Raw genomic sequence first — 20,280 nt, 5'->3', positions numbered from 1 at the left:
TTTTCCGACGGCCGGTCAACCGGGGGGCCTGAATCGCCCGGCGAACGCCGGTCCGTAGGGAGGTCAAGGGTTGTGAGCTGGTCGGAATACGACGGTGCGGACACGGGCGCCGGTCCCATCGACCCGGACACGCCGGAACGCTCGGCGAGCAACCCGTGGGGGGAAACGCGCAGCACGGGGGCGGCACTGCAAGCGAACAGACCGAAACCGACATTCCCGGAGCCCGAGCCGTTGGACGGCCACGGCCCGGCACGCATCGTAGCACTGTGTAATCAGAAAGGTGGAGTCGGCAAGACCACCACGACGATCAACCTCGGCGCGGCCATAGCGGAGTACGGGCGGCGCGTGCTGCTGGTCGACTTCGACCCGCAGGGCGCCCTTTCGGTGGGGCTGGGGCGGCTCGACCCGCGCGAGCTGGACCTCACCGTCTACAACCTGCTGATGCAGCGCGACGTCGGGGTCGAGGACGTGCTGCTCAAGACCGACATCGACGGCCTGGACCTGATCCCGAGCAACATCGACCTGTCGGCGGCCGAGGTCCAGCTGGTGGGCGAGGTCGCCCGCGAGCACATGCTGGGGCGCGCCCTGCGCCCGGTGATCGACGACTACGACGTCGTCCTCATCGACTGCCAGCCCTCGCTGGGCCTGCTCACCGTGAACGCGCTCACCGCGGCGCACGGGGTCATCGTGCCGCTGGAGTGCGAGTTCTTCGCGCTGCGCGGGGTGGCGCTGCTCATGGACACCATCCAGAAGGTCCAGGAGCGGCTGAACGAGCGCCTGGTCATCGACGGCTTCCTCGGCACCATGTACGACCCGCGCACGCTGCACGCACGCGAGGTGCTGGCGACCATCATCGACGGGTTCGGCGACAAGGTCTACGGCACCGTCATCAACCGGACCGTCCGCTTCCCCGACGCCACCGTGGCGGGGGAGCCCATCACCCGGTTCGACTCGTCGTCGGCGGGCGCCGGCGCCTATCGGGATCTCGCGAGGGAGGTGCTGGCCAGGTGGCCGATCAGCGGTCCCGACGTGTGACCCTGCCGGGGGCCGACGAGCTGTTCTTCCGCCCGTCCGCGCCGGTGCCGCCCGAGCCCGCGCCTTCGACCTCGCCGGCGCCTTCCGCGCCCGCGCACCTGCACGACGCGTCGGCGGTGCACACCGCTCCCGTCACGCCGCCCGCACCGCGCCGTCCGCGCGCGAAGCGGCAGCGCGCACCGCAGCCCAGCGGCCGGCAGCGCCACGACGAGAAGATCACGGTGTACATCTCCGCCGCCGAGCTGCTCGCCTTGGAGCAGACCCGGCTCACGCTGCGCGCCGAGCACGGGCTCACCGCGGACCGCGGCCGCATCGTCCGCGAGGCCGTGGCGGTGCTGCTGGCCGACTTCGAGGAGCACGGCGAATCGAGCATGCTGGTGCAGCGGCTCATCAACGAATCGAACTGAACAACGCGGCACACTGAAGAACGTCGAAGAACCTGAAGAACGCAGAACACCGTAGGACACCGAAGGATCCGGCCCGGCCCCGGCCGGCGCGATCCGTGAGATCACCGTGGCGGCCGGATTCCGGTGCCACCCTGGGAACATGACCGCATCCATCCCGGCCTGTGCCGCATGAGCACCGGAGACGAGCCCGCCGACGGCGGCTTCCAGGTGCACCTGGACAACTTCGAGGGCCCTTTCGACCTGCTGCTCGGGCTGATCTCCAAGCACAAGCTGGACATCACCGAGGTGTCGCTGTCGAAGGTCACCGACGAGTTCATCGCCTACATCAAGGCGCACGGCGACACCTGGGATCTCGATCAGGCCAGTCACTTCCTGCTGGTGGCGGCCACGCTGCTGGACCTGAAGGCGGCGCGGCTGCTGCCGCGGGGGGAGATCGAGGACGAGGCCGACCTCGCGCTGCTGGAGGCGCGCGACCTGCTGTTCGCGCGGCTGCTGCAATACCGCGCCTACAAGGAGGTCGCCGCGGTCTTCTCCGGGCGCATCGCCGCCCAGGGCCGCCGGTTCCCGCGGGCCGTCCCGCTGGAGCCGCGGTTCGCCGACTCGCGGCCCGATGTGTTCATCAAGCTGGGGCCGCAGGAGTTCGCGGCGCTGGCGGTGCGGGCGCTCACGCCCAAGGAGCCGCCGAGCGTCCCGGTCACCCACATCCACCAGACCAAGACGTCCGTGCGCGAGCAGGGCGCGCTGGTGGTGGCCGCCCTGCGCGCCGGCGGCACGCTCACGTTCTCGCAGCTGACCGCCGACTGCACCGGGTCGTTCGAGGTGGTGGCGCGCTTCCTGGCCCTGCTGGAGCTGTACCGTGACGCCAACGTCGGGTTCGATCAGCCCGAGCCGCTGGGGGAGCTGACCGTGACCTGGACCGGGAGCGCCGCGGGCGAGGTCGAGGTCGACTCCGAGTACGACGGGTCCGCCGACGTGCCCGGCACCGACGGGGAGGAAGAACGGGAGGAACGGATGTGAGTGTGGGGGAGAGCGTCGGGGAGGACGCCGACACGGAACGCGCCGCCGATAGCGCCGATGGCGCCGATAGCGGGAAGGTCCCCGCGGAGGTGCGGCGCGACCTGGAGGCCGTGCTGATGGTCGTCGACCAGCCGGTCGCCGAATACGACCTCGCGCGGGCGTTCGGCCTGCCGGTGCAGGCCATCGCGGCCACCCTGGCGGAGCTGTCCGCGGAATACACCGCCCAGGGGCGCGGTTTCGACCTTCGCCAGGTCGCGGAGGGCTGGCGCATCTACACGCGCCCGGAGTGCGCCGACGCCGTCGAGCACTTCCTCAAGGAGGGCACGGAGGTCCGGCTGACCCAGGCGGCGCTGGAGACGATGGCCGTCGTCGCCTACCGCCAGCCGGTCTCGCGCGGACGCGTATCGGCCGTCCGCGGTGTGAACTGTGACGGGGTTATGCGTACCCTCGTACTGAGAGGCCTTATCGAGGAAGCCGGGCACGACCCGGAATCGGGGGCGCTGCTCTACCGCACCACGAGCTACTTCCTGGAGCGCCTCGGTCTGCGCAGCCTCGACGAACTCCCTGATCTGGCACCATTCCTGCCTGACGATATCGAAGGTTTAGACGACACCGGTGAACACACCCAATGACCCCAGGTCCCGCGGTGAGCGGGACTCCTACGACCGGCGCGGTGAGCGCGGTCGATCGGCTCCGCGCGGTGAACGCGGAGGAAATTTCCGGCGGGATGACCGCGGTGACCGCAGTGAGCGTGGCGATCGCGGCGATCGCGGTGGTTCCTTCCGAAGGGACGATCGTGGTGGCCGCGGAGGCTCTTTCGGCCGTGACGACCGCGGTGACCGTGGAAGCTCTTTCCGGCGCGACGATCGCGGAGACCGTGGCGGATCTTTCCGGCGGGATGACCGTGGTTCGTTCCGTTCGGGACCGCGCGATGACCGCGGTGGGCCGCGGAGCGACGATCGCGGCGGATTCCGCCGTGACGACCGTGGCGGTTCCTTCCGGCGGGATGACCGCGGTGACCGCGGTTCCTTCCGTTCGGGCGGGCGCGATGACCGCGGCGGGTCCTTCCGCCGCGACGACCGCGGGTCGTTCCGTCGCGATGACCGTTCCGACCGCCCTGCCGGGCGGTCCGGCCCCCGTGATGACCGTGGTGGATCCTTCCGCCGTGATGATCGAGGCGATCGCGGTTCGTTCCGTTCGGGTCCGCGTGATGACCGCGGGCCGCGGCGTGATGACCGTGGTGACCGCGGCGGGTCCTTTCGACGGGACGACCGTGGCTCGTTCCGTTCGGGCGGGCGCGATGACCGCGGTGGGCCGCGGCGCGATGACCGTTCCGACCGTCCTGCCGGGCGTTCGGCCCCACGTGATGACCGCGGCGGGTCCTTCCGGCGCGATGACCGCGGTGACCGCGGCTCGTACCGTTCGGGTGGCCGCGATGACCGGCCCTCCTACCGCGGCGGGCGCGACGATCGGGACGACCGCGGCTCGTACCGGCGCGATGACCGGTCGGGGTCCGGGCAGCGTTCCGGACCGCGTGACGGCCGCGGTGCCCAGCGGCGGGACGACCGGTCGGGCTCCCGTGGAGCCGCGGGCCGTCCCCGTACCGGGGCCTCGGGCAAGCCCGGCAGGGACCACCGCGACAGCCGGGTTCCCCGGGGCGGTGGCCGTACCGAGCGGGACCTGTCGCCCGCGGCGCGTGCGCGGCTGAACACGCTGCGGTCCGAGTACGACCCGCGTGACGAGGACCGCAAGGACGAGCAGCGCGACTCCTACACCGACGTCCCCGGCGGGATCCGGTTGCAGAAGGCGCTGGCGCAGGCCGGCGTCGCCAGCCGGCGGGCCAGCGAGGAGCTCATCGCCGAGGGCCGGGTCTCGGTCGACGGGCAGATCGTGCGCCGCTTCGGCGCCCGGGTCGACCCCGAGAAGTCGGAGATCCGGGTCGATGACCAGCGCGTCGTCACGGCGCCGGACCTGCTGTACTTCGCGTTGAACAAGCCCCGCGGGGTGGTCAGCACCATGTCCGACCCCGAGGGCCGCCCGACCCTGTCCGACTACGCCGGCCAGACCGAGGAGCGCCTGTTCCACGTCGGGCGCCTCGACACCGAGTCCGAGGGCCTGATCCTGCTCACCAACGACGGTGAGCTCGCCAACCGGCTCACGCACCCGCGCTACAAGGTCGTCAAGACCTACATCGCGAAGGTGCCGGGCCCGGTGTCGCGCGAGGTCATCCGCCAGGTGCGGGCCGGGGTCGAGCTGGAGGACGGCCCGGTCGAGGTCGACTCCTTCCGCGTGGTCGACAACGTCGACCCCAAGGCGCTGGTCGAGGTGCGGCTGCACGAGGGGCGCAAGCACATCGTGCGGCGGCTGCTGGACGCCGTGGGCCACCCGGTGTCGGACCTCGCGCGCACCCAGGTCGGTCCGATCGACCTGAACGCGCTCAAGCCGGGCACCATGCGCGCGTTGACCTCGCGTGAGGTCAGCGAGCTCTACACTGCCGCGGGGATGTGAAGTCCGGCCGGGGCGGCCCGGCCGGTGCCTGAAGTAGCCGAAGGGACGGTCTCACAGTGGCAGTACGAGCGATCCGGGGTGCGGTGCAGGTCGACGCGGACGAGCGCGATCTCATCCTGGAGGCCACCTCGGAGTTGGTGTCGGAGGTCGTGCGGCGCAACGAGCTGGTGACCGACGACGTGATCAGCGTGCTGTTCACCGCCACGCCGGACCTCACATCGGAGTTCCCGGCGCTGGCGGCGCGCAAGCTGGGCTTCACCGACGTGCCGCTCATGTGCGCCACCGAGATCGCCGTGCCGCACGCGCTGCCGCGCGTGGTGCGGCTCATGGCCCATGTGGAGACCGAGCGTCCGCGCGCCGAGCTCCAGCACGTCTATCTGCGCGGGGCTCAGGCGTTGCGCCTGGACATCGCGCAGTGACCACCGAAGTGCGGCGGGGTGGGGTGCTGCGGCGCCCCACCCCGCCGGTGCGTTTCCCCCCCGCGCACGAAGCAGGCCCGATGACCGATGGGACCGACAGGAGAGACATGGCAGCGTCTGGCGCAGGGGAGGCGGGGGACCTCCGCGGGGGCGTCGATGATGTGATCGTGGCGGGTGCCGGGCTGATCGGTACCTCGATCGCCTTGGCGTTGCGCGAGCACGGTGTGCGGGTGCGGCTCACCGACCCCGATCCCGGGAGTCTGCGGCTGGCCGCGGAGTTGGGTGCGGGGGAGCCGGTGGATCCGGCGGCGCCGGGGGCGCCGGCCGATGTCGCCGTGATCGCCGCCCCGCCGGCCGCGATCCCCGGTGTGCTGCGCGACCTCCAGGACCGGGGTGCGGCGCACGTCTACACCGATGCCGCGAGTGTGAAGTCGAGCGTGGTGGCGGAGGCGGAGCGGCTGGGCTGCGACCTCGCCACGTTCGTGCCCGGGCACCCGATGGGCGGCCGGGAGAAGCAGGGGCCCAGTGCGGCCCGGTCGGATCTGTTCCTCGGCCGTTCGTGGGCGCTGTGCCCCACGGGCAAGGCCGATCCGCTGGCGGTGGCGGCGGTGACCCGGCTGGCGCGGATGTGCGGCGCCGAGCCGGTGACCCTGGAGGCCGCGGCGCACGACCGGGCGGTGGCCCTGGTCTCCCATGCCCCCCATGTGGCGGCGTCGGCGGTGGCGGCGCGGCTGCTGGGCGGTGATGAGACGGCGCTGGCGCTGGCCGGCCAGGGCGTGCGCGACGTCACCCGGATCGCCGCGGGCGACCCGGGCCTGTGGCTGGAGATCCTGCGCCATAACCCCGCTCCGGTGGCGGGGGTGCTGGAGGAGATCTCCGCCGACCTCGCCGAGGCGGCCACCGCCCTGCGCGGGGGGACGCCGGGGGAGCCGGCGGTGCACGGCCTGCTGTCCCGGGGCCGGCGCGGCCGCGACCGCATCCCCGGCAAGCACGGTGCGGCCCGGGTGCCCGAGTACGCGGTGCTGCCGGTGGTCATCCCCGATGAGCCCAACGCCCTGGGGCGGCTGTTCGCGGCGGCGGGTGAGGCCGGGATCAACATCGAGGACGTCCGCATCGACCACTCGCCGGGGCTGCCGGTGGGTGTCGCCCAGCTGTCGGTGCTCCCGGGGGCGCTGGGCCCGCTGGCGCGGGCGCTGGCCGAGCGGGGGTTTTCTGTGCATGCCTGATCGGGCCGGGCCGTGTTCGGGCGGCGGTAGGCTGGATCGTTGAGATGAGATGGAATTCCACCCCTGGGGGAGAGAACCACGTGAGCGCGCAGGGCAACGCTGAGGGAATCGTCATCGCGATCGACGGTCCCTCGGGGTCGGGCAAGTCCAGCACGGCCAGGGGCGTCGCCACCGAGCGCGGGCTGCGCTACCTCGACACCGGGGCGATGTACCGGGCCGTGACCTGGTGGATGCTCACCCACGAGGTCGATGTGGACGACGCGGCGGCCGTCGCGGAGGCGGCATCGCGCCCGGTCATCACGATGGGCACCGATCCCAGCGCCCCCACCGTCCGGGTGGACGGCGTGGACGTCGCCCGGGAGATCCGGACCCGTGAGGTCACGGCCAATGTGAGCGCGGTCAGCGCCGTCCCGCAGGTCCGGGAGCGGCTGGTCGCGCTCCAGCGCGAGACCATCGCCGAAGCGCGGCGCGAGGTGGGGGGCATCGTCGTCGAGGGGCGCGACATCACGACCGTTGTCGCCCCTGACGCGGCGGTCAAGCTCTACCTCACCGCCAGCGCCGAGGCCCGTGCCCAGCGGCGCAGCCGTGAGGTGCAGTCCACCGACATCGCGGCGACCCAGGCCGACCTGGCCCGCCGTGACCTGCTCGACTCCAGCCGGGCCGCCTCGCCGCTGACCCGGACCGAGGACGCCCTGGAGCTGGAGACCTCCGGTCTGACGCTCGACGAGGTCGTGGCGATCGTGGTCAAGCTGGTGGATGAGGCGGCGGCCCGCGAGGGTTCCGCCGCGCTGTAGCGCTTTCGCAGAACACCCGTGCCCTCTCGGGCGCGGGACGAACCGGTCCCCGCGGCACGCATCCTGGGCGCGTGGGGACTCCGTATCCGGGATCAGAGGTCATGGAAGACAACACCTACAGCTCCGTCGGCGTGCCCGCAGAGGGCGGCGCGGCCGACGGGGACATCGCGGTCAAGCCGGTCGTCGCCGTTGTCGGGCGGCCCAACGTCGGTAAATCGTCGCTGGTCAACCGCATCATCGGACGCCGTGAGGCGGTCGTGGAGGACGTACCGGGGGTGACCCGCGACCGGGTCGCCTATGACGCCTCCTGGCAGGACCGGGAGTTCACCCTGGTCGACACCGGCGGGTGGGAGACCAGTGTCAGCGGGCTCGCCGCGATGGTGGCCCGCCAGGCGGAGTACGCCGCGCAGACCGCCGACGTCATCCTGTTCGTCGTGGACGCGACGGTCGGGATCACCGACGCCGATGCGGCCGTGACGCGCGTGCTGCGGGCGACCCGCCGGCCCGTGGTGCTGGCCGCCAACAAGGTCGACGGCGAGCTCCAGGAGGCCGATGCCCTGGTGCTGTGGAACCTCGGCGTGGGCGAGCCCTACCCGATCAGCGCCCTGCACGGGCGCGGCACCGGCGATCTGCTCGATGCGGTCCGCGAAGCGCTGCCGGCCGCCGGGTCGGCCGAGGCCGCCGACTCCGAGGAGGGCGGGCCGCGCCGGGTGGCGCTGGTGGGCCGGCCCAACGTCGGCAAGTCGAGCCTGCTCAACCGGGTCGCCGGCGAGGAGCGTGTGGTGGTCGACTCCGTCGCCGGGACCACGCGTGACGCCGTCGACGAGCTGATCGACCTGGGCGGGCGGACCTGGAAGTTCATCGACACCGCCGGTATCCGGCGCAAGTTCCGCAACCTCCAGGGGGCCGACTACTACGCCACGGTGCGGACGTCGTCCGCGCTGGAGCGGGCCGAGGTCGCGGTGGTGCTGATGGACGTCAGCGCGCCGCTGGCCGAGCAGGACATCCGCGTCGTGGAGCAGGTCGTGGAGTCCGGGCGGGCTCTGGTACTGGCGTTCAACAAGTGGGACACGCTCGACGAGGAGCGCCGCTACTACCTGGAGAAGGAGATCGACCGGCAGCTGGCGCGGGTGTCGTGGGCGCCGCGGGTCAACATCTCCGCCAAGACCGGCCGGCACATGGACAGGCTGGTCCCGGCGATCGAGACCGGCCTGGAGAGCTGGGACACCCGCATCTCCACGGGGCGGCTGAACACCTGGCTCAAGGAGCTGGTGGCGGCGACGCCGCCGCCGGTGCGGGGCGGCCGGCAGCCGAAGATCCTCTTCGCGACGCAGGCCTCCGCCCGCCCGCCGCACTTCATCCTGTTCACCACGGGGTTCCTGGAGGACAACTACCGGCGCTTCATCGAGCGGCGGCTGCGCGAGGACTTCGGTTTCGAGGGCAGCCCGATCAAGCTCAGCATGCGCATCCGGGAGAAGAAGGGCTCGACGCGGGCGTCCAAGGGCAGCGTGCGGCCGGACTGGAACCGCTGAGGCCGGGGTGCGTGGGGTGCGGGGGAGCAGTAGGGTTCGCGCCATGACCCCCCGCCCCGTGTGGCTCGGGTCCGGGGTCGCGTGGGGTGCGGGGGAACAGTAGAGTGCGCGCCATGACCCCCCGCCGCCGCATGATCGTGTCCCTCGCCGCGCTGGTGCCCGCGGCGCTCATCGCCGCCGCCGGAGTGCTCTTCGGCGGCGGTTTCGTCCTGCTTGCCGAGGTCATCGGCGCCGTGGCCGCCGTTGCCCTGTTCGGGGTGGCCGTCCACCTGCTGCTGCCGGGCCTGGATGCGCGCCGGGCGGGTGGTGTCGTGCTCGTTCTGTGCTGGGGTGGGTTCGTGCTGGCCACGGCCGCGGGCGAGGCGGTCGGGAGTGTGGCCGCCGGCCAGATGGGGCGGGCGGATTTCGGCTGGTCCGGTTCCTCTTCCTCGGGGTACTTCGCCTACGCGCCCCTGGACGAGGGCGAGGACGACGTCTTCACCTCGCAGCTCGGACCGGAGGACCCGTTGGTGTCCCAGAGCACCGCCGTTGCGGTCGGTCCCGCTCCCTTCCCCGGCGGTGCCGTGGTGGGCGGGCTGCTCACCGGCTGGATCACCGGGGTATCGGCTCTGGTGGCCTATGTGCGGACCCGGGCGGCCGGGCCCGAGGCCGGCGGGTCCGGGGCGGAATCCGGGGTGTAATGGACAAGGTCCTGGTCAGCGCCTGCCTGATGGGCCGCCGGGTGCGCTACGACGGCGGCGCCAAGACCGTGGACGACGACATCCTCGCGCGGTGGCGCGCCGAGCGGCGCCTCGTGGTCTTCTGCCCCGAGGTCGCGGGCGGGCTGCCGGTGCCGCGGCCCCCGGCGGAGATCGAGGCCGCGGCGGGTGCCCGGGCGGTCCTGGACGGGCGTGCGGCCATCCGCACACCGGCCGGTGACGACGTCACAGCGTCCTTCGTCGCAGGAGCCCGCGCCGCGGTGGCGACCGCCCGCGCCCACGGGGCCCGGGTGGCGGTGCTGAAGGAGTCGAGCCCGTCGTGCGGGCTGCACCGGGTCTACGACGGCGGGTTCTCCGGCGGCACGGTCGAGGGGCCGGGGGTGACGGCGCGGCTGCTGCTGGATGCCGGGGTGGCGGTCTTCACCGAGGCCGAGCTCGCGGCGGCGGACGCCCACCTGCGCGGGCTGGAGCCTTAAGCCACGCCCGTGATGTGGCCTGCGCGCATGCGGCGCGCCCCGCGCCTGCGGAGTTCGGTGCCGCCGGTCAGCGCCGCCCGCAGGGTCGGATGGATCTCGAAGCCCTGATCGAGGCCGGTGAGGTGCAGGATGCGCGCGACCTGGGGCCGCAGGCCGGTCAGCCGGAGGGGAAGGCCGAGGACGATCGCCCGGTGGCGGACGTCGACCAGGACGGCGATCCCGGCCGCCCCGCAGAAGGACACCCCGCCCATGTCGATGACCGCCAGTGGGGTCCCTGGGCGCAGCGCCTTCAGCAGGCGGGTGCGCAGTTCCGGAGCCGTGGCGATGTCGATCTCGCCGTCGAGGCGCAGGAGGGTGTGCGTGGGCCGTCGTACGGTGGCCACACCCACCTCGGGGGCGCCCGTGCGCCGGGAGGGGCCGAACACGGTGGTGGTCATCATCCAGGGCTCCGATCGTGGGCGGGCAGGGGAGGGCACGGCGGCGCCGGGGGCGGCACGGCGGCGTGCGGGGGGTAGTCCGGAACGGGAGGGTGCGCGGGGAGGTGCGGGTCGATCATGGCACCCCCCGGGGCCGTGGTCCGGCGTGGCGGGCACACCTGGGGATCGGGATGTCGTCGTTCCGGGCCCCTGCATTCTACGCCCGGAGGCCTTCGGCGACACTGCCGCCGGGGACAGGATCGCCTGCCGGGCATGGGGGCGATCCGGAAAAGTGTGGCCGGACGGTAAGGGGATGCTGACCGATTGTGCAGTGCACAACGCGCCGCGCGTCCGGTCGCCGCGGCGCCGGATCAGACCGCCCCGTGCGGTGCGGCGGCGCGCGCCAGTTCAGCGGATCCGGCGCCGCGGGCACCCGGCAATACCGGGGGCTCGCGGGGTGGTCCGGGGGCCGTGCCGCACCGACGCGTTTCCGTCCTGGTCGGAGTGCATGCGAGGGAAAGCGTTCCCTTGACCGGCTCCTGCGCCCGAATTACGGTCTAGACCGCACTGGCGGACACGGATTCCGGGCCGTCCCCCCGCGCTCCCCGCTCCCCTCGCCGCGCTCCTCCGCCATGCCCCTCCGACGGCCGGCGCGGTGCTATCCGAAGGACCTCGACATGACCATCAGACGGAAACTCCTCTCCGCCGCCGCCGGCGTGGCCCTCGCGCCCTTCGTCTTCGCCCTCCTGCCCGCTGGGACCGCCATGGCCCACGGCTACGTCTCCTCGCCCGCCAGCCGGCAGGCGCAGTGCGCGACGGGCGCCGTCCCCTGCGGCGACATCCAGTACGAGCCGCAGAGCGTGGAGGGCCCCAAGGGCCTGACGAGCTGTAGCGGCGGCAACAGCCGGTTCTCCGAACTGGACGACGACTCCAAGGGCTGGCAGGTCCACCCCGTCAGCGGATCGGTCGAATTCACCTGGACGATCACCGCCAACCACTCCACCAGCACCTGGGAGTACTTCGCGGGCGGACAGCAGATCGCGAGCTTCGACGACGGCGGCGCCCAGCCGCCCTCGACGGTGACGCACAACGTCGACGTCAGCGGGCTCAGCGGCGAGCAGAAGATCCTCGCGGTGTGGAACATCGCCGACACCTCCAACGCCTTCTACGCCTGCATCGACGTCAACGTCGGCGGCTGAGGCCCGTGTGCGGGGGGCCGCCGGTGCTGCCGGACGACCTCCACGCACCGACCGTCGGCTGAGGCCTGTGTGTGCGGGGGCCGTCCGTTCGCGGGCGGCCCCCGCCTCGTTCTGGCGCCTCGTTCTCGCCGCACCGGGTCAAGCGCCGGTGATATCTCGGCGTGGGTGCGGTCAAACACGTGATCCGCGGTGGACGCCGGGTAGCCCGGTCGGCATACCGGGCTCACACGGAGACGGCACACCGGTCCGGTCGGAATCCGCCCTCGGGTGGGAGAACGATTCGGGGAGTTGATGCGCGATGGCACCGCAGCGCACAGCGCAGGAGTTCATCGGCCACAGGCTGCTGGACCGCGAGGGCCACAGCGTCGGCAAGATCGAGCAGGTCTACTTCGACGATGAGACCGACTCGCCCAAGTGGGTGTCGGTGCAGATCGGCATGCTCGGCCACCGGCACAGCTTCGTCCCCCTCCAGGGGGCGCGCATCTCCGAGGAGGACCTGAGCGTCCCCTTCGACAAGGAGACGATCAAGGACGCCCCCCAGTTCGACGCCGAGCAGCACCTCTCGATGGACGAGGAGAACCGGCTCTACGAGCACTACGGCGTGAAGGTGCCCGGGCCCCGGGCCTCTGTGGAGGGGGACATCTTCACGGCGCCGGCCGGGGCCGCCGATGCCGGTACCGAGGCCGACGCCGAAGCGGGCGGCGGCACGGGCACGGCCCCGGCGAGCTCCGACATCGCCGACCGCCAGCGCATGGACACCGACATGGACATGGGCATCGGTGCGGCGGACGCCGAGTCGGGGATGGACAACGCGGAGGACGTCACGGTCATCCGCTCCGAGGAGCGGGCCCACATCGGGGTGGAGAGCACCGAGAGCGGGCGCGCCCACGTGCGCAAGACCGTGGAGTCCGAGCACTTCCAGCAGGACGTCCCCGTCTCCCATGAGGAACTGCGGGTCGAGCACGTCCCGCTCAGCGACGCCGACCGTGCGGCCAGTGAAAGCGGGCGGATCGAGGAGGAGGACGACGAGTTCGTCCTGCACGCCGAGAAGCCGGTGATCTCCCGGGAGACGGTGCCGGTCGAGAAGCTGCGCATCTCCAAGGAGACGGTCACCGAGGAGGAGAGCGTCGAGGGCGACCTCCGCAAGGAGCGCATCGACGTCGAACGCGACATGGAACCGGGCATGGAGGACTCCGGCGAACGCCGCGACGACCGCCCCGGCCCGCCGCCCCCGCCTCCGGGCCCCTGAAGACTGGGCGCGGAGGGGCCGGAAGCCCCTCCGTTGCCCGCTGACCCCCGCTCTGTCTCTGTTCCGCTTGTCCCCCCAACAGAGCTGGGCGCGAAGGGGCCGGAAGCCCCTTCGTTGCCCTCTATCCATCCTCCGTGCTGCGAGGGGCGCGGCCACGGGATGGGTGGTCCCCCAACGGAGCTGGGCGCGAAGGGGCCGGAAGCCCCTTCGTTGCCCTCTATCCTCGCCTCCGCGGACCCCTCTGAGCTGGGCGCGGAAGGGCCGGAAGCCCTTCCGTCGCCCTCTGCCCCGCGACCATGGCGCCGCCACCGCTGCGGTGTCGTGGTCGCGGCCCGGCGGGGCGGGTGTTCGCGTCCCCCCAAGAAAAAGGGGAGCTGGGCGCGGAGGGGCCGGAAGCCCCTCCGTTGCCCTCACCTTCCGGCCGCGGCCGGGCGCGGGCTCCGTGCGGGCCGGCGTGCGAAAGTAGGGGGATGGACCCCTCTGCCGCCGCCCGGGTGCGGGCGGCTCTCGCGGAACTGCCCCCGGAGATCGCCACCACCGACCCCGACATCCTCGCGGGCTACGCCCGCGATCAGTCGCGGTTCACCCCCTCCGAGACGCCCGCGGCGATGCTCGCGCCCCGCACGACGGATGAGGTCGCCTCCGCCATGGCCGCCCTGCGCCGGCACGGTGTGACCGTCGTGCCGCGCGGCGCGGGCAGCGGCCTGAGCGGGGCGGCCAACGCCACGGCCGAGTCCGTCGTCCTCAGCCTGCACCGGATGGACGCGATCCTGGAGGTCGACCCCACGAACCGGCTGGCGGTCGTCCAGCCCGGGGTCGTCACCGCCGCGCTGAGGGACCGCGCGAGTAGCGCCGGGCTCGCCTACCCGCCCGACCCCGGCAGCGTCGAGTTCGCCACGGTCGGCGGGAACGTCGCGACCAACGCGGGCGGCATGTGCTGCGTCAAATACGGGGTCACCGGGGACTTCGTCCTCGGCCTGGAGGTGGTGCTCGCCGACGGCCGCGTGGTGCGGACCGGGCGGCGCACGGTCAAGGGGGTCGCCGGATACGACCTCACCCACCTGTTCGTCGGTTCGGAGGGCACGCTCGGGGTGATCACGGAGGTGACCGTGCGCCTGGTCCCGGCGCCGGGACCCGCGCACACGCTCGTGGCGTCCTTCGCGGCGCTGCCCGATGCGGGCCGGACCGTCACCGCCATCGTGGATGCCGGCCTGACCCCCTCGATGCTGGAGATCCTCGACCGCACGACCGTGCGCGCGGTCGACGCGATGTCGGGGATGGGGCTCGGGGACGACGTGCACGCGCTGCTGCTGGTCCAGAGCGACGACCCCGACGCCGACGAGGTCCTGGCCCGGGTGGAGGGCCTGTGCGAACAGCACGGCGCGGCCGATATCGCCACCAGCGCGGACCGGGCGGAGGGCGCGATGCTGCTGGAGGCGCGCCGGCTCGCCCTGCCGGCGCTGGAGCGGCTGGGCGACTGGCTGCTGGACGACGTGTCGGTTCCGCGCTCCCGGATCGCGGAGCTGATCGCGTTCGTCGAGGAGGTCGGTGCGCGCTCGGGCCTGACCATCGGGGTGTTCGGGCACGCGGGCGACGGCAACCTGCACCCCACGATCATCTTCGACGACGCCGACCCCGCGGCCCGCGCCGCCGCGCGCGGCGCCTTCGACGAGATCACCGAGCGGGCGCTGCACCTGGGCGGCACGATCACCGGGGAGCACGGCGTCGGCCGGCTGAAGAGCGGGTGGCTCGCGGTCGAGCAGGGGCCGGTGGGCATGGAGCTGCACGCTTCGGTCAAGGCGGCCCTGGACCCCGCGGGGATCCTGAACCCGTTCGCCGTGATGCCGCGGGAGGCCGCCGGGAGCCGCTGAGGGGCCGGATCCGGCCACGCTCGGGGGAGGGCCCGCCATGGGTGCGGCGCGCGGGTGGCGGGTAGCGCTTGGAGGACGCCCAGGTCAGCGGCGTTCGCTGCGGCGGCGGGTTTCGCCGGCGCCGTGAGCACCTCTCAGTTATCGCGCGGTGGCGCCCCGGCGGTTCACGGCATGGTTCGCGGCAGGGGCGCGCGTTGATTGCCGGTCGTCGCGGCGGGTCCGTTAGGGTCGCCGTGATCGCCGCCAGGGCGGCGATCGGCCCCAACGCCCACCGTCCGTGGCCGACGGGCCTCTCCAACCCCATCTTCCCCCCGTTTGAGGAGCACCATGCTGAAGAGACGGCAGTTCATGGCGGTCGGCGCGGCCGCGGCCGGCGCCGCCGGCCTCGCCTGGGCCGGCAAGGCGGTTCTCGACCGCCCGGGCCCCGCGGTGACCACGTCCGGAACCGCCGGCGACTTCCCGCGCACGCTCGCCGAGACCGCTCCTGCGGGCGGCGGGCCGGTCCGCCCCGATATGCGGTTCGACCATGTCGCGGTCCGGCTGGCCGAAGGTACGCAGCCCAGCGCCCGCATCGGGTTCGTGGACGAGGCGGGGGAGACGTCGTGGCAGCCCGTCCACTTCGGTGACCACGGGCGCGACGACGTGGCGTCGGGCCCGGCCGCTGTGGTGGCGGTGCCGGAGGGCGCGGTCGGCTATGAGGTGCGCGCCGATGGCGCCGAGCCCGCGGCCGTCGCCTTCAACACCCGCGACGGGGACGGCGTGTCGTCGGAGGGCCCGGCGACCGGGACTCTGCGGGCCTCGGAGCAGTCGTCGCAGGCGGAGGGCTCCTCTCTGCGGTTCCTGACCCGGGCCGGGTGGGGCGCCGACGAGTCGCTGCGGTTCGATGATGAGGGCAACGACCTGTGGCCGGCGGAGTTCTTCCCGGTGCAGACGATCACCGTCCACCACACCGCCATGGCCGTCGGCGACGACCCGGCCGCGGCGGTGCGCGCCGTGTACCAGCTGCACGCGGTAGAGCAGGCGTGGGGCGACATCGGCTACCACCTGCTCATCGACCCTGAGGGCACCGTGTACGAGGGCCGCCACTCGGGTGAGGACCGGATCCCGGTGTTCGACGGCCCGCCCGACGGGACCGGCGCCCGCGCGGTGACCGCCGGCCACGTCGCCCAGATGAACTCCGGCAACGTCGGCGTCTGCCTGCTCGGCGACTTCACCGACGCCCAGCCCACCCAGGCCGCCCAGGACAGCCTGGTGCAGGTGCTGTCGGTGCTGTGCATGTACACCGGGGTGAACCCGACCGACGACGTGAACTACGTGAACCCGGGCAACGACATGACCATCACCGTGCAGGGGGTCTCCCGGCACCGCGACTGGCTCGAGACCGAGTGCCCCGGCAACACCTTCGCCGAGAACTTCGATGCCGTGCGCGACCGCGTCGCCGAGATCGTGGGGCAGGGCTGAGGCCGGGCCCGCCGCGGGCCCGGCCCGTTGCGGGTCAGCCGTGGGGGTGGAACCCGCCGAACGCCCCTTGGTGGTAGAGCAGCGGGGTGTCGGTGCGGTGCACCGATGCGCCGTGGACCCGCCCCACGACCAGCCAGTGGTCGCCGACCACCCGGGTCTCGTGGACCCGGCAGAGCAGGTGGGCGGCCGCGTCCTCCAGCAGCGGGGTGCCGTGCGGGCCCGCGCGCCAGGCGGTGGGTGCGGCGAAGCGGTCGGTGCCGCTGCGCGCGAAGCGGGCTGCGAGGGCGTGCTGGTCCTCGGCCAGTAGGTTGACGGCGAAGTGCCCGGCGTGGCGCAGCCGCGCCCAGGTCGATGAGGTGTCGGCGATGTAGAACGCCACCAGCGGGGGGCTCAGGCTCACGCTGGTGAAGGAGGTGGCGGTCAGGCCGGCCGGGCCGTCGCCGGTTTCGGCGGTGACCACGACGACGCCGGCGGGGTGGCCGGCCAGTGCGCGGCGGAAGTCGTCGGGGTCGATGTCGTGCTCCGTCGCCCCAGGACGGAGGTGCTCCGGCGGGCCGGTGCTCACGGGGGCCGGGACCGGCGGGTGCCAGACGTCGCCGGCGGCGGTGGGGACCCGGATCGCGCCGGCCGGCGGCCGGCCGCCGGCGAGCAGCTCCACCTCCGGCTGCGTCAGGGTGCCCGTTTCGGCCAGCAGGTCGTCCGGGTCCGGCAGGGGGCGGGCGAGGGCGGTGATCCCCGGCCGGAGCCGGTCGAGGGCGTGCTCGTACTCCTCGGTGGTGCGGTGGCCGGGGAGCACGATGGTGTGCGGCCCGGAGGCGAGGACCAGGGTCGGGAAGCCGTAGCGGTGGCCCGTGCCGGTGGCGACCGGATGGCCGGGGTGGGGGGTGGGCCGGCCGGTGTCCGCGGCCTGAGGGGTGGCGGGGTGGACCCGCCGGGCCTCGGCGGCCTCGTCGCGCTGGAGTGCGCGGACGGGGGCGGAGTCCAGGTCGGCGAGCAGCCGGTCCAGGTCCAGGCCGGGGGTGCCGGCGAGTGCGGCGCGCACCCGGGCGGGGGAGTCGGCGGGTTCGCCGCGCAGGAACACCGCCTCGCGCAGCCGCCGCAGCACGCGGGCGGCGGCCTCGGGTCCCTGGGAGCGGGCGGCGATGGCGGCGCGGCCCGCGGGAGCGGTGGAGCGGTGCATCCAGCGCAGGCGGCGGGTGATCGGCGCGCCGGTCTGCTCGGCGACGGCGGTCCACTTGCGCAGGAACTCCGGGGCGTCGGCCTCGGGGTCGAAGCCGGGGCGCGTGGCGTGCAGGTCGGCGATCTGCATGCCCTGCACCTGCCGCCAGGCGAGCAGGTGGCCGTAGCGCAGCCGGAGCAGGCGCAGCCGGGGCTCGCTCGCCCACGACCACACGCATCCCGGGTCGGTGTACTCGGTCACGGTGATGGGCGCCGGGGCGCTCACCGGCCGTCCTCGCCGTCGCCGGTGGCCCAGAGGCTGGGCAGGTTGACGACGATGCCCTCCTGGGTGCTGCGCCCGATGACCACGACGGCCTCCTCGTCGGGGGAGGGGTTCTCTTCGCGGTGGGGGACGTAGGGCGGGACGAAGATGTAGTCGCCCGGCCCGGTGTCGATGCGCACCTCTTCGTCGCCGTCGGCGAAGACGAACGAGGGGTGGCCGGAGACGACGTAGATGGCGGTCTCGGCCTCCCCGTGGTGGTGGTCGCCGGAGTTGGTGGCGGGGCCGACGTGGGTCTGGCCCATCCAGATCCGGTGTGAGCCGACGGTCTTGCCGGAGATGGCCTCGAAGCGCCGCATCCCCGAGGTCTGGCCGGTGTCGCCGGTGAGCGACGAGGCCTTGATGTGTTCGAGCCGCCCGTGCCATACCCGGTCGCCGTGGGTGTGGCCGTGTTCGTCGCCGTCGGTGGTGTGGGTCACCGCGTCCTCCCGCCGAATCTATTCCGACTTTCTTGACCTACTTGATAGGAATTATTACATTATGGACCCACGATCACGCAATGTGGGACACGGATGTGGGGTAGGTATGGTCGAGTTCATCGGGATGATCCGCACCAGCGACGCGTCGGAGATCAGGCCCGCGCGCGGCCCGCTGCTGGACCGCGACTACACGCGCCGGTTCGCCCAGGCCCACGAGGAGGCGGGCTTCGACCGGGTCCTCATCGGCTACCACTCGTGGGACGCCGACGGGTTCGCGGTCGCCGGCTTCGCCGCGGCGCACACCGAGCGGCTGGGCTTCCTCATCGCCCACCGGCCCGGGTTCGTCTCGCCCACGGTGTGGGCGCGCAAGATCGCCACCCTGGACCAGTTCACCGAGGGCCGGGTGGCGGTGCACATCATCAGCGGCGCCAGCGACACCGAGCAGGCGCGCGACGGCGACTTCACCGACAAGGCCACCCGCTACCGCCGCACCGACGAGTACCTCGAGGTCGTCAAGCGCACGTGGGCGGCGACCGAGCCCTTCGCCTTCAGCGGTGACTTCTACCGGGTCGAGGGCGCGCTGTCGCGGGTCCCCACCCACTCGCGGCCGCGCGTGCCCATCTACTTCGGCGGGTCCTCGGCCGACGCCTACCGGGTCGGCGGTCGCCACGCCGACGTCTACGCGCTGTGGGGCGAGCCGCTGAAGGAGACCGCCGACCAGATCGCATCGGTGCGCGCCGCGGCGGCCGCCGCCGGCCGCGACCCCGCGGACCTGGGCATCTCGGTGTCCTTCCGGCCGATCCTGGGCCGGACCGACGAAGAGGCGTGGGAGCGGGCGCGCGCCATCCTCGGCGTCATCGAGGGCGGTACGGTGCCCGCCCGCGGCAACGGCAGCGCGCCCTACATCCTCGACCGCGAGTCGAGCGTGGGGTCGCAGCGGCTGCTCGCGGCGGCCGGCCGGGGCGAGGTTCACGACCGTGCGCTGTGGACGGCCACGGCCAGGGCCACCGGCGCGGCCGGGAACTCCACCGCGCTGGTGGGCAGCCCCGAGACGGTGGCCCGCGCGCTGCTCGACTACGTCGACATCGGCGTGACGACCATCCTGATCCGCGGGTACGAGCCGCTGGAGGACGCGGTCGCCTACGGCCGCGACCTGCTGCCGCTGGTGCGCTCGGAGCTGGCGCATCGCGGGGCCGCCGCGGTCTGACCGGCGGTCCGGGGCCCTCAGTCCGGGGCCCCGGCCGTATCGGACAGCCGCGCCGCCGCCGAGGTGACGGCCGCCGCCAGTTCGGTGAGCCGGTCGTCGCCGAACCGGACCGTGGGCACCTGGAGTGCCACCGCGGCGAAGGTGTGCCCGGAGCGGTCGCGGACCGGGGCGGCGATGGCGCGCACGCCGATCACCCGCTCCTGGTCGCTGACGGCGTAGCCACGTTCGCGGACCCGGGCCAGCTCGGCGTCGAGCGCGGCCCGGCGGGTGATGGTGGTGTCGGTGTAGCGCGTGTAGGGCTCGGGGGCCGCGATGGCGGGGTCGCCGAACGCCATCAGCGTCTTGCCCATGGAGCACACGTGGATGGGGTTGCGCGCCCCGGGCTGCTGGTCGTAGCGCAGCGGGTGCACCGAGGGCAGCTGTACCAGGACCGCGACCTCGTCGCCCGAGCGGACGCCGAGCGTCACCGACTCCCCGGTGGTGTCGCGCAGCTCCTCCAGGACGGGCTGCATGACCGTGGTCCCCAGCCGTTCCAGCGCCAGCCGGCCCAGCACCGCCGCGGTCACGCCCAGGTGGTAGCCGTCGGTGGCGGGGTCGCGGCCCAGCAGGCCGGTGCCGTGCAGGGCCCGCATCAGCCGGTGCGCGGTGCTCACGGTCAGGCCGAGGCGGTGGGCGACCTGGGTGGGGGTCAGGGACGGGGCGTGCTCGAAGCACCGCAGGATCGCGATGGCGCGGTCCACCGACTGGGTCCCGGCGCGGGGGCGCTCGGCGGCCCCGCGGGAAGTGTCGAACGTCATGCTCATAGTTTCGCCCCGGCGCATAGACGACTATCTTGACTGGTTTAGTAG

Annotated in this window: 21 protein-coding genes; 17 read left to right on the top strand and 4 right to left on the bottom strand. The window is 73.2% G+C overall.

Annotation, left to right across the window (positions count from 1 at the left end):
- The first annotated feature begins 72 nt into the window (after positions 1–72).
- From ACFOVU_RS11805 to ACFOVU_RS11750, 12 genes are all read left to right on the top strand, one after another.
- A complete protein-coding gene (locus ACFOVU_RS11805; protein ID WP_378532800.1) occupies positions 73–1,035 on the top strand; it encodes a ParA family protein in 963 nt (320 codons plus the stop codon).
- Positions 1,008–1,442 (top strand): hypothetical protein, encoded by a 435-nt coding sequence (locus ACFOVU_RS11800; RefSeq protein WP_378532799.1) that lies wholly within the window; start codon positions 1,008–1,010, stop codon positions 1,440–1,442. Before ACFOVU_RS11805 ends, ACFOVU_RS11800 begins: the two co-directional genes overlap by 28 nt.
- 168 nt (positions 1,443–1,610) lie before the next feature.
- Positions 1,611–2,459 (top strand): segregation and condensation protein A, encoded by an 849-nt coding sequence (locus tag ACFOVU_RS11795; RefSeq protein WP_378532798.1) that lies wholly within the window; start codon positions 1,611–1,613, stop codon positions 2,457–2,459.
- Between the two features lie 89 nt (positions 2,460–2,548).
- Positions 2,549–3,091, top strand: coding sequence for an SMC-Scp complex subunit ScpB (gene scpB / locus ACFOVU_RS11790; protein ID WP_378532825.1), 543 nt, complete (start codon positions 2,549–2,551; stop codon positions 3,089–3,091).
- A gap of 41 nt (positions 3,092–3,132) precedes the next feature.
- The gene (locus ACFOVU_RS11785; protein WP_378532797.1) at positions 3,133–4,167 is read left to right on the top strand and encodes a hypothetical protein; all 1,035 of its coding nucleotides are present in this window, start codon (positions 3,133–3,135) and stop codon (positions 4,165–4,167) included.
- An 89-nt stretch (positions 4,168–4,256) separates the two neighbouring features.
- Positions 4,257–4,967 (top strand): pseudouridine synthase, encoded by a 711-nt coding sequence (locus ACFOVU_RS11780; RefSeq protein ID WP_378532796.1) that lies wholly within the window; start codon positions 4,257–4,259, stop codon positions 4,965–4,967.
- A gap of 56 nt (positions 4,968–5,023) precedes the next feature.
- Complete coding sequence (gene aroH, locus ACFOVU_RS11775) at positions 5,024–5,386, top strand: chorismate mutase (RefSeq protein ID WP_378532795.1); 363 nt, start codon at positions 5,024–5,026, stop codon at positions 5,384–5,386.
- A 107-nt stretch (positions 5,387–5,493) separates the two neighbouring features.
- Positions 5,494–6,612, top strand: a complete 1,119-nt coding sequence (locus tag ACFOVU_RS11770) for a prephenate dehydrogenase (RefSeq protein ID WP_378532794.1) — start codon at positions 5,494–5,496, stop codon at positions 6,610–6,612.
- A gap of 80 nt (positions 6,613–6,692) precedes the next feature.
- Positions 6,693–7,406, top strand: coding sequence for a (d)CMP kinase (cmk, locus tag ACFOVU_RS11765; protein ID WP_378532793.1), 714 nt, complete (start codon positions 6,693–6,695; stop codon positions 7,404–7,406).
- Positions 7,407–7,507: 101 nt separating this feature from the next.
- Positions 7,508–8,938: a ribosome biogenesis GTPase Der gene (gene der, locus ACFOVU_RS11760; protein WP_378532792.1), complete on the top strand. Its 1,431-nt coding sequence runs from the start codon at positions 7,508–7,510 to the stop codon at positions 8,936–8,938.
- A gap of 113 nt (positions 8,939–9,051) precedes the next feature.
- Entirely contained in the window at positions 9,052–9,618 is a 567-nt protein-coding gene (locus tag ACFOVU_RS11755) for a hypothetical protein (protein ID WP_378532791.1), read from the top strand.
- A complete protein-coding gene (locus ACFOVU_RS11750; protein WP_378532790.1) occupies positions 9,618–10,112 on the top strand; it encodes a DUF523 domain-containing protein in 495 nt (164 codons plus the stop codon). Before ACFOVU_RS11755 ends, ACFOVU_RS11750 begins: the two co-directional genes overlap by 1 nt.
- Here ACFOVU_RS11750 and ACFOVU_RS11745 read toward each other — a convergent pair.
- Complete coding sequence (locus ACFOVU_RS11745) at positions 10,109–10,552, bottom strand: STAS domain-containing protein (protein ID WP_378532789.1); 444 nt, start codon at positions 10,550–10,552, stop codon at positions 10,109–10,111. The genes ACFOVU_RS11750 and ACFOVU_RS11745 overlap by 4 nt on opposite strands.
- Positions 10,553–11,205: 653 nt before the next feature.
- Between ACFOVU_RS11745 and ACFOVU_RS11740 the strand changes: the two genes are divergently transcribed.
- From ACFOVU_RS11740 to ACFOVU_RS11725, 4 genes are all read left to right on the top strand, one after another.
- Positions 11,206–11,727 carry a lytic polysaccharide monooxygenase auxiliary activity family 9 protein gene (locus tag ACFOVU_RS11740; protein WP_378532787.1) on the top strand — a complete coding sequence of 174 codons (522 nt, stop codon included), beginning with the start codon at positions 11,206–11,208 and terminating at the stop codon, positions 11,725–11,727.
- Positions 11,728–12,025: 298 nt separating this feature from the next.
- The gene (locus ACFOVU_RS11735) at positions 12,026–12,976 is read left to right on the top strand and encodes a YsnF/AvaK domain-containing protein (protein WP_378532785.1); all 951 of its coding nucleotides are present in this window, start codon (positions 12,026–12,028) and stop codon (positions 12,974–12,976) included.
- Between the two features lie 470 nt (positions 12,977–13,446).
- On the top strand, positions 13,447–14,847 hold the full coding sequence (locus ACFOVU_RS11730) for an FAD-binding oxidoreductase (protein ID WP_378532782.1): 1,401 nt from the start codon (positions 13,447–13,449) through the stop codon (positions 14,845–14,847).
- A gap of 327 nt (positions 14,848–15,174) precedes the next feature.
- Positions 15,175–16,308, top strand: coding sequence for a peptidoglycan recognition protein family protein (locus ACFOVU_RS11725; RefSeq protein ID WP_378532780.1), 1,134 nt, complete (start codon positions 15,175–15,177; stop codon positions 16,306–16,308).
- Between the two features lie 34 nt (positions 16,309–16,342).
- Here ACFOVU_RS11725 and ACFOVU_RS11720 read toward each other — a convergent pair whose 3' ends face one another.
- Positions 16,343–17,752 (bottom strand): flavin reductase, encoded by a 1,410-nt coding sequence (locus ACFOVU_RS11720; protein WP_378532777.1) that lies wholly within the window; start codon positions 17,750–17,752, stop codon positions 16,343–16,345.
- Entirely contained in the window at positions 17,749–18,225 is a 477-nt protein-coding gene (locus ACFOVU_RS11715; protein ID WP_378532775.1) for a cupin domain-containing protein, read from the bottom strand. Before ACFOVU_RS11715 ends, ACFOVU_RS11720 begins: the two co-directional genes overlap by 4 nt.
- A 106-nt stretch (positions 18,226–18,331) precedes the next feature.
- On the opposite strand from ACFOVU_RS11715, the gene ACFOVU_RS11710 reads away from it, so the two are divergent.
- Entirely contained in the window at positions 18,332–19,432 is a 1,101-nt protein-coding gene (locus ACFOVU_RS11710; protein ID WP_378532773.1) for an LLM class flavin-dependent oxidoreductase, read from the top strand.
- 17 nt (positions 19,433–19,449) lie between these two features.
- On the opposite strand, the gene ACFOVU_RS11705 is transcribed toward ACFOVU_RS11710, so the two are convergent.
- Complete coding sequence (locus ACFOVU_RS11705) at positions 19,450–20,229, bottom strand: IclR family transcriptional regulator (RefSeq protein WP_378532771.1); 780 nt, start codon at positions 20,227–20,229, stop codon at positions 19,450–19,452.
- Positions 20,230–20,280 lie beyond the last annotated feature (51 nt).

Source organism: Nocardiopsis sediminis (genome assembly GCF_042650565.1).
GTDB lineage: Bacteria > Actinomycetota > Actinomycetes > Streptosporangiales > Streptosporangiaceae > Nocardiopsis_B > Nocardiopsis_B sediminis.
Note: the sequence above shows the minus strand (reverse complement) of the source record. Positions and strands in the feature narration are given on the sequence as shown.

Excerpts from the sequence above, each read along its gene's own strand:
- ACFOVU_RS11795 (WP_378532798.1), top strand. The coding sequence starts at position 1,611 with ATGAGCACCGGAGACGAGCCCGCCGACGGCGGCTTCCAGGTGCACCTG.
- ACFOVU_RS11770 (WP_378532794.1), top strand. The coding sequence starts at position 5,494 with ATGGCAGCGTCTGGCGCAGGGGAGGCGGGGGACCTCCGCGGGGGCGTC.
- der (WP_378532792.1), top strand. The coding sequence starts at position 7,508 with ATGGAAGACAACACCTACAGCTCCGTCGGCGTGCCCGCAGAGGGCGGC.
- ACFOVU_RS11755 (WP_378532791.1), top strand. The coding sequence starts at position 9,052 with ATGACCCCCCGCCGCCGCATGATCGTGTCCCTCGCCGCGCTGGTGCCC.
- ACFOVU_RS11750 (WP_378532790.1), top strand. The coding sequence starts at position 9,618 with ATGGACAAGGTCCTGGTCAGCGCCTGCCTGATGGGCCGCCGGGTGCGC.
- ACFOVU_RS11745 (WP_378532789.1), bottom strand. The coding sequence starts at position 10,552 with ATGATGACCACCACCGTGTTCGGCCCCTCCCGGCGCACGGGCGCCCCC.
- ACFOVU_RS11740 (WP_378532787.1), top strand. The coding sequence starts at position 11,206 with ATGACCATCAGACGGAAACTCCTCTCCGCCGCCGCCGGCGTGGCCCTC.
- ACFOVU_RS11735 (WP_378532785.1), top strand. The coding sequence starts at position 12,026 with ATGGCACCGCAGCGCACAGCGCAGGAGTTCATCGGCCACAGGCTGCTG.
- ACFOVU_RS11730 (WP_378532782.1), top strand. The coding sequence starts at position 13,447 with ATGGACCCCTCTGCCGCCGCCCGGGTGCGGGCGGCTCTCGCGGAACTG.
- ACFOVU_RS11725 (WP_378532780.1), top strand. The coding sequence starts at position 15,175 with ATGCTGAAGAGACGGCAGTTCATGGCGGTCGGCGCGGCCGCGGCCGGC.
- ACFOVU_RS11710 (WP_378532773.1), top strand. The coding sequence starts at position 18,332 with ATGGTCGAGTTCATCGGGATGATCCGCACCAGCGACGCGTCGGAGATC.
- ACFOVU_RS11705 (WP_378532771.1), bottom strand. The coding sequence starts at position 20,229 with ATGACGTTCGACACTTCCCGCGGGGCCGCCGAGCGCCCCCGCGCCGGG.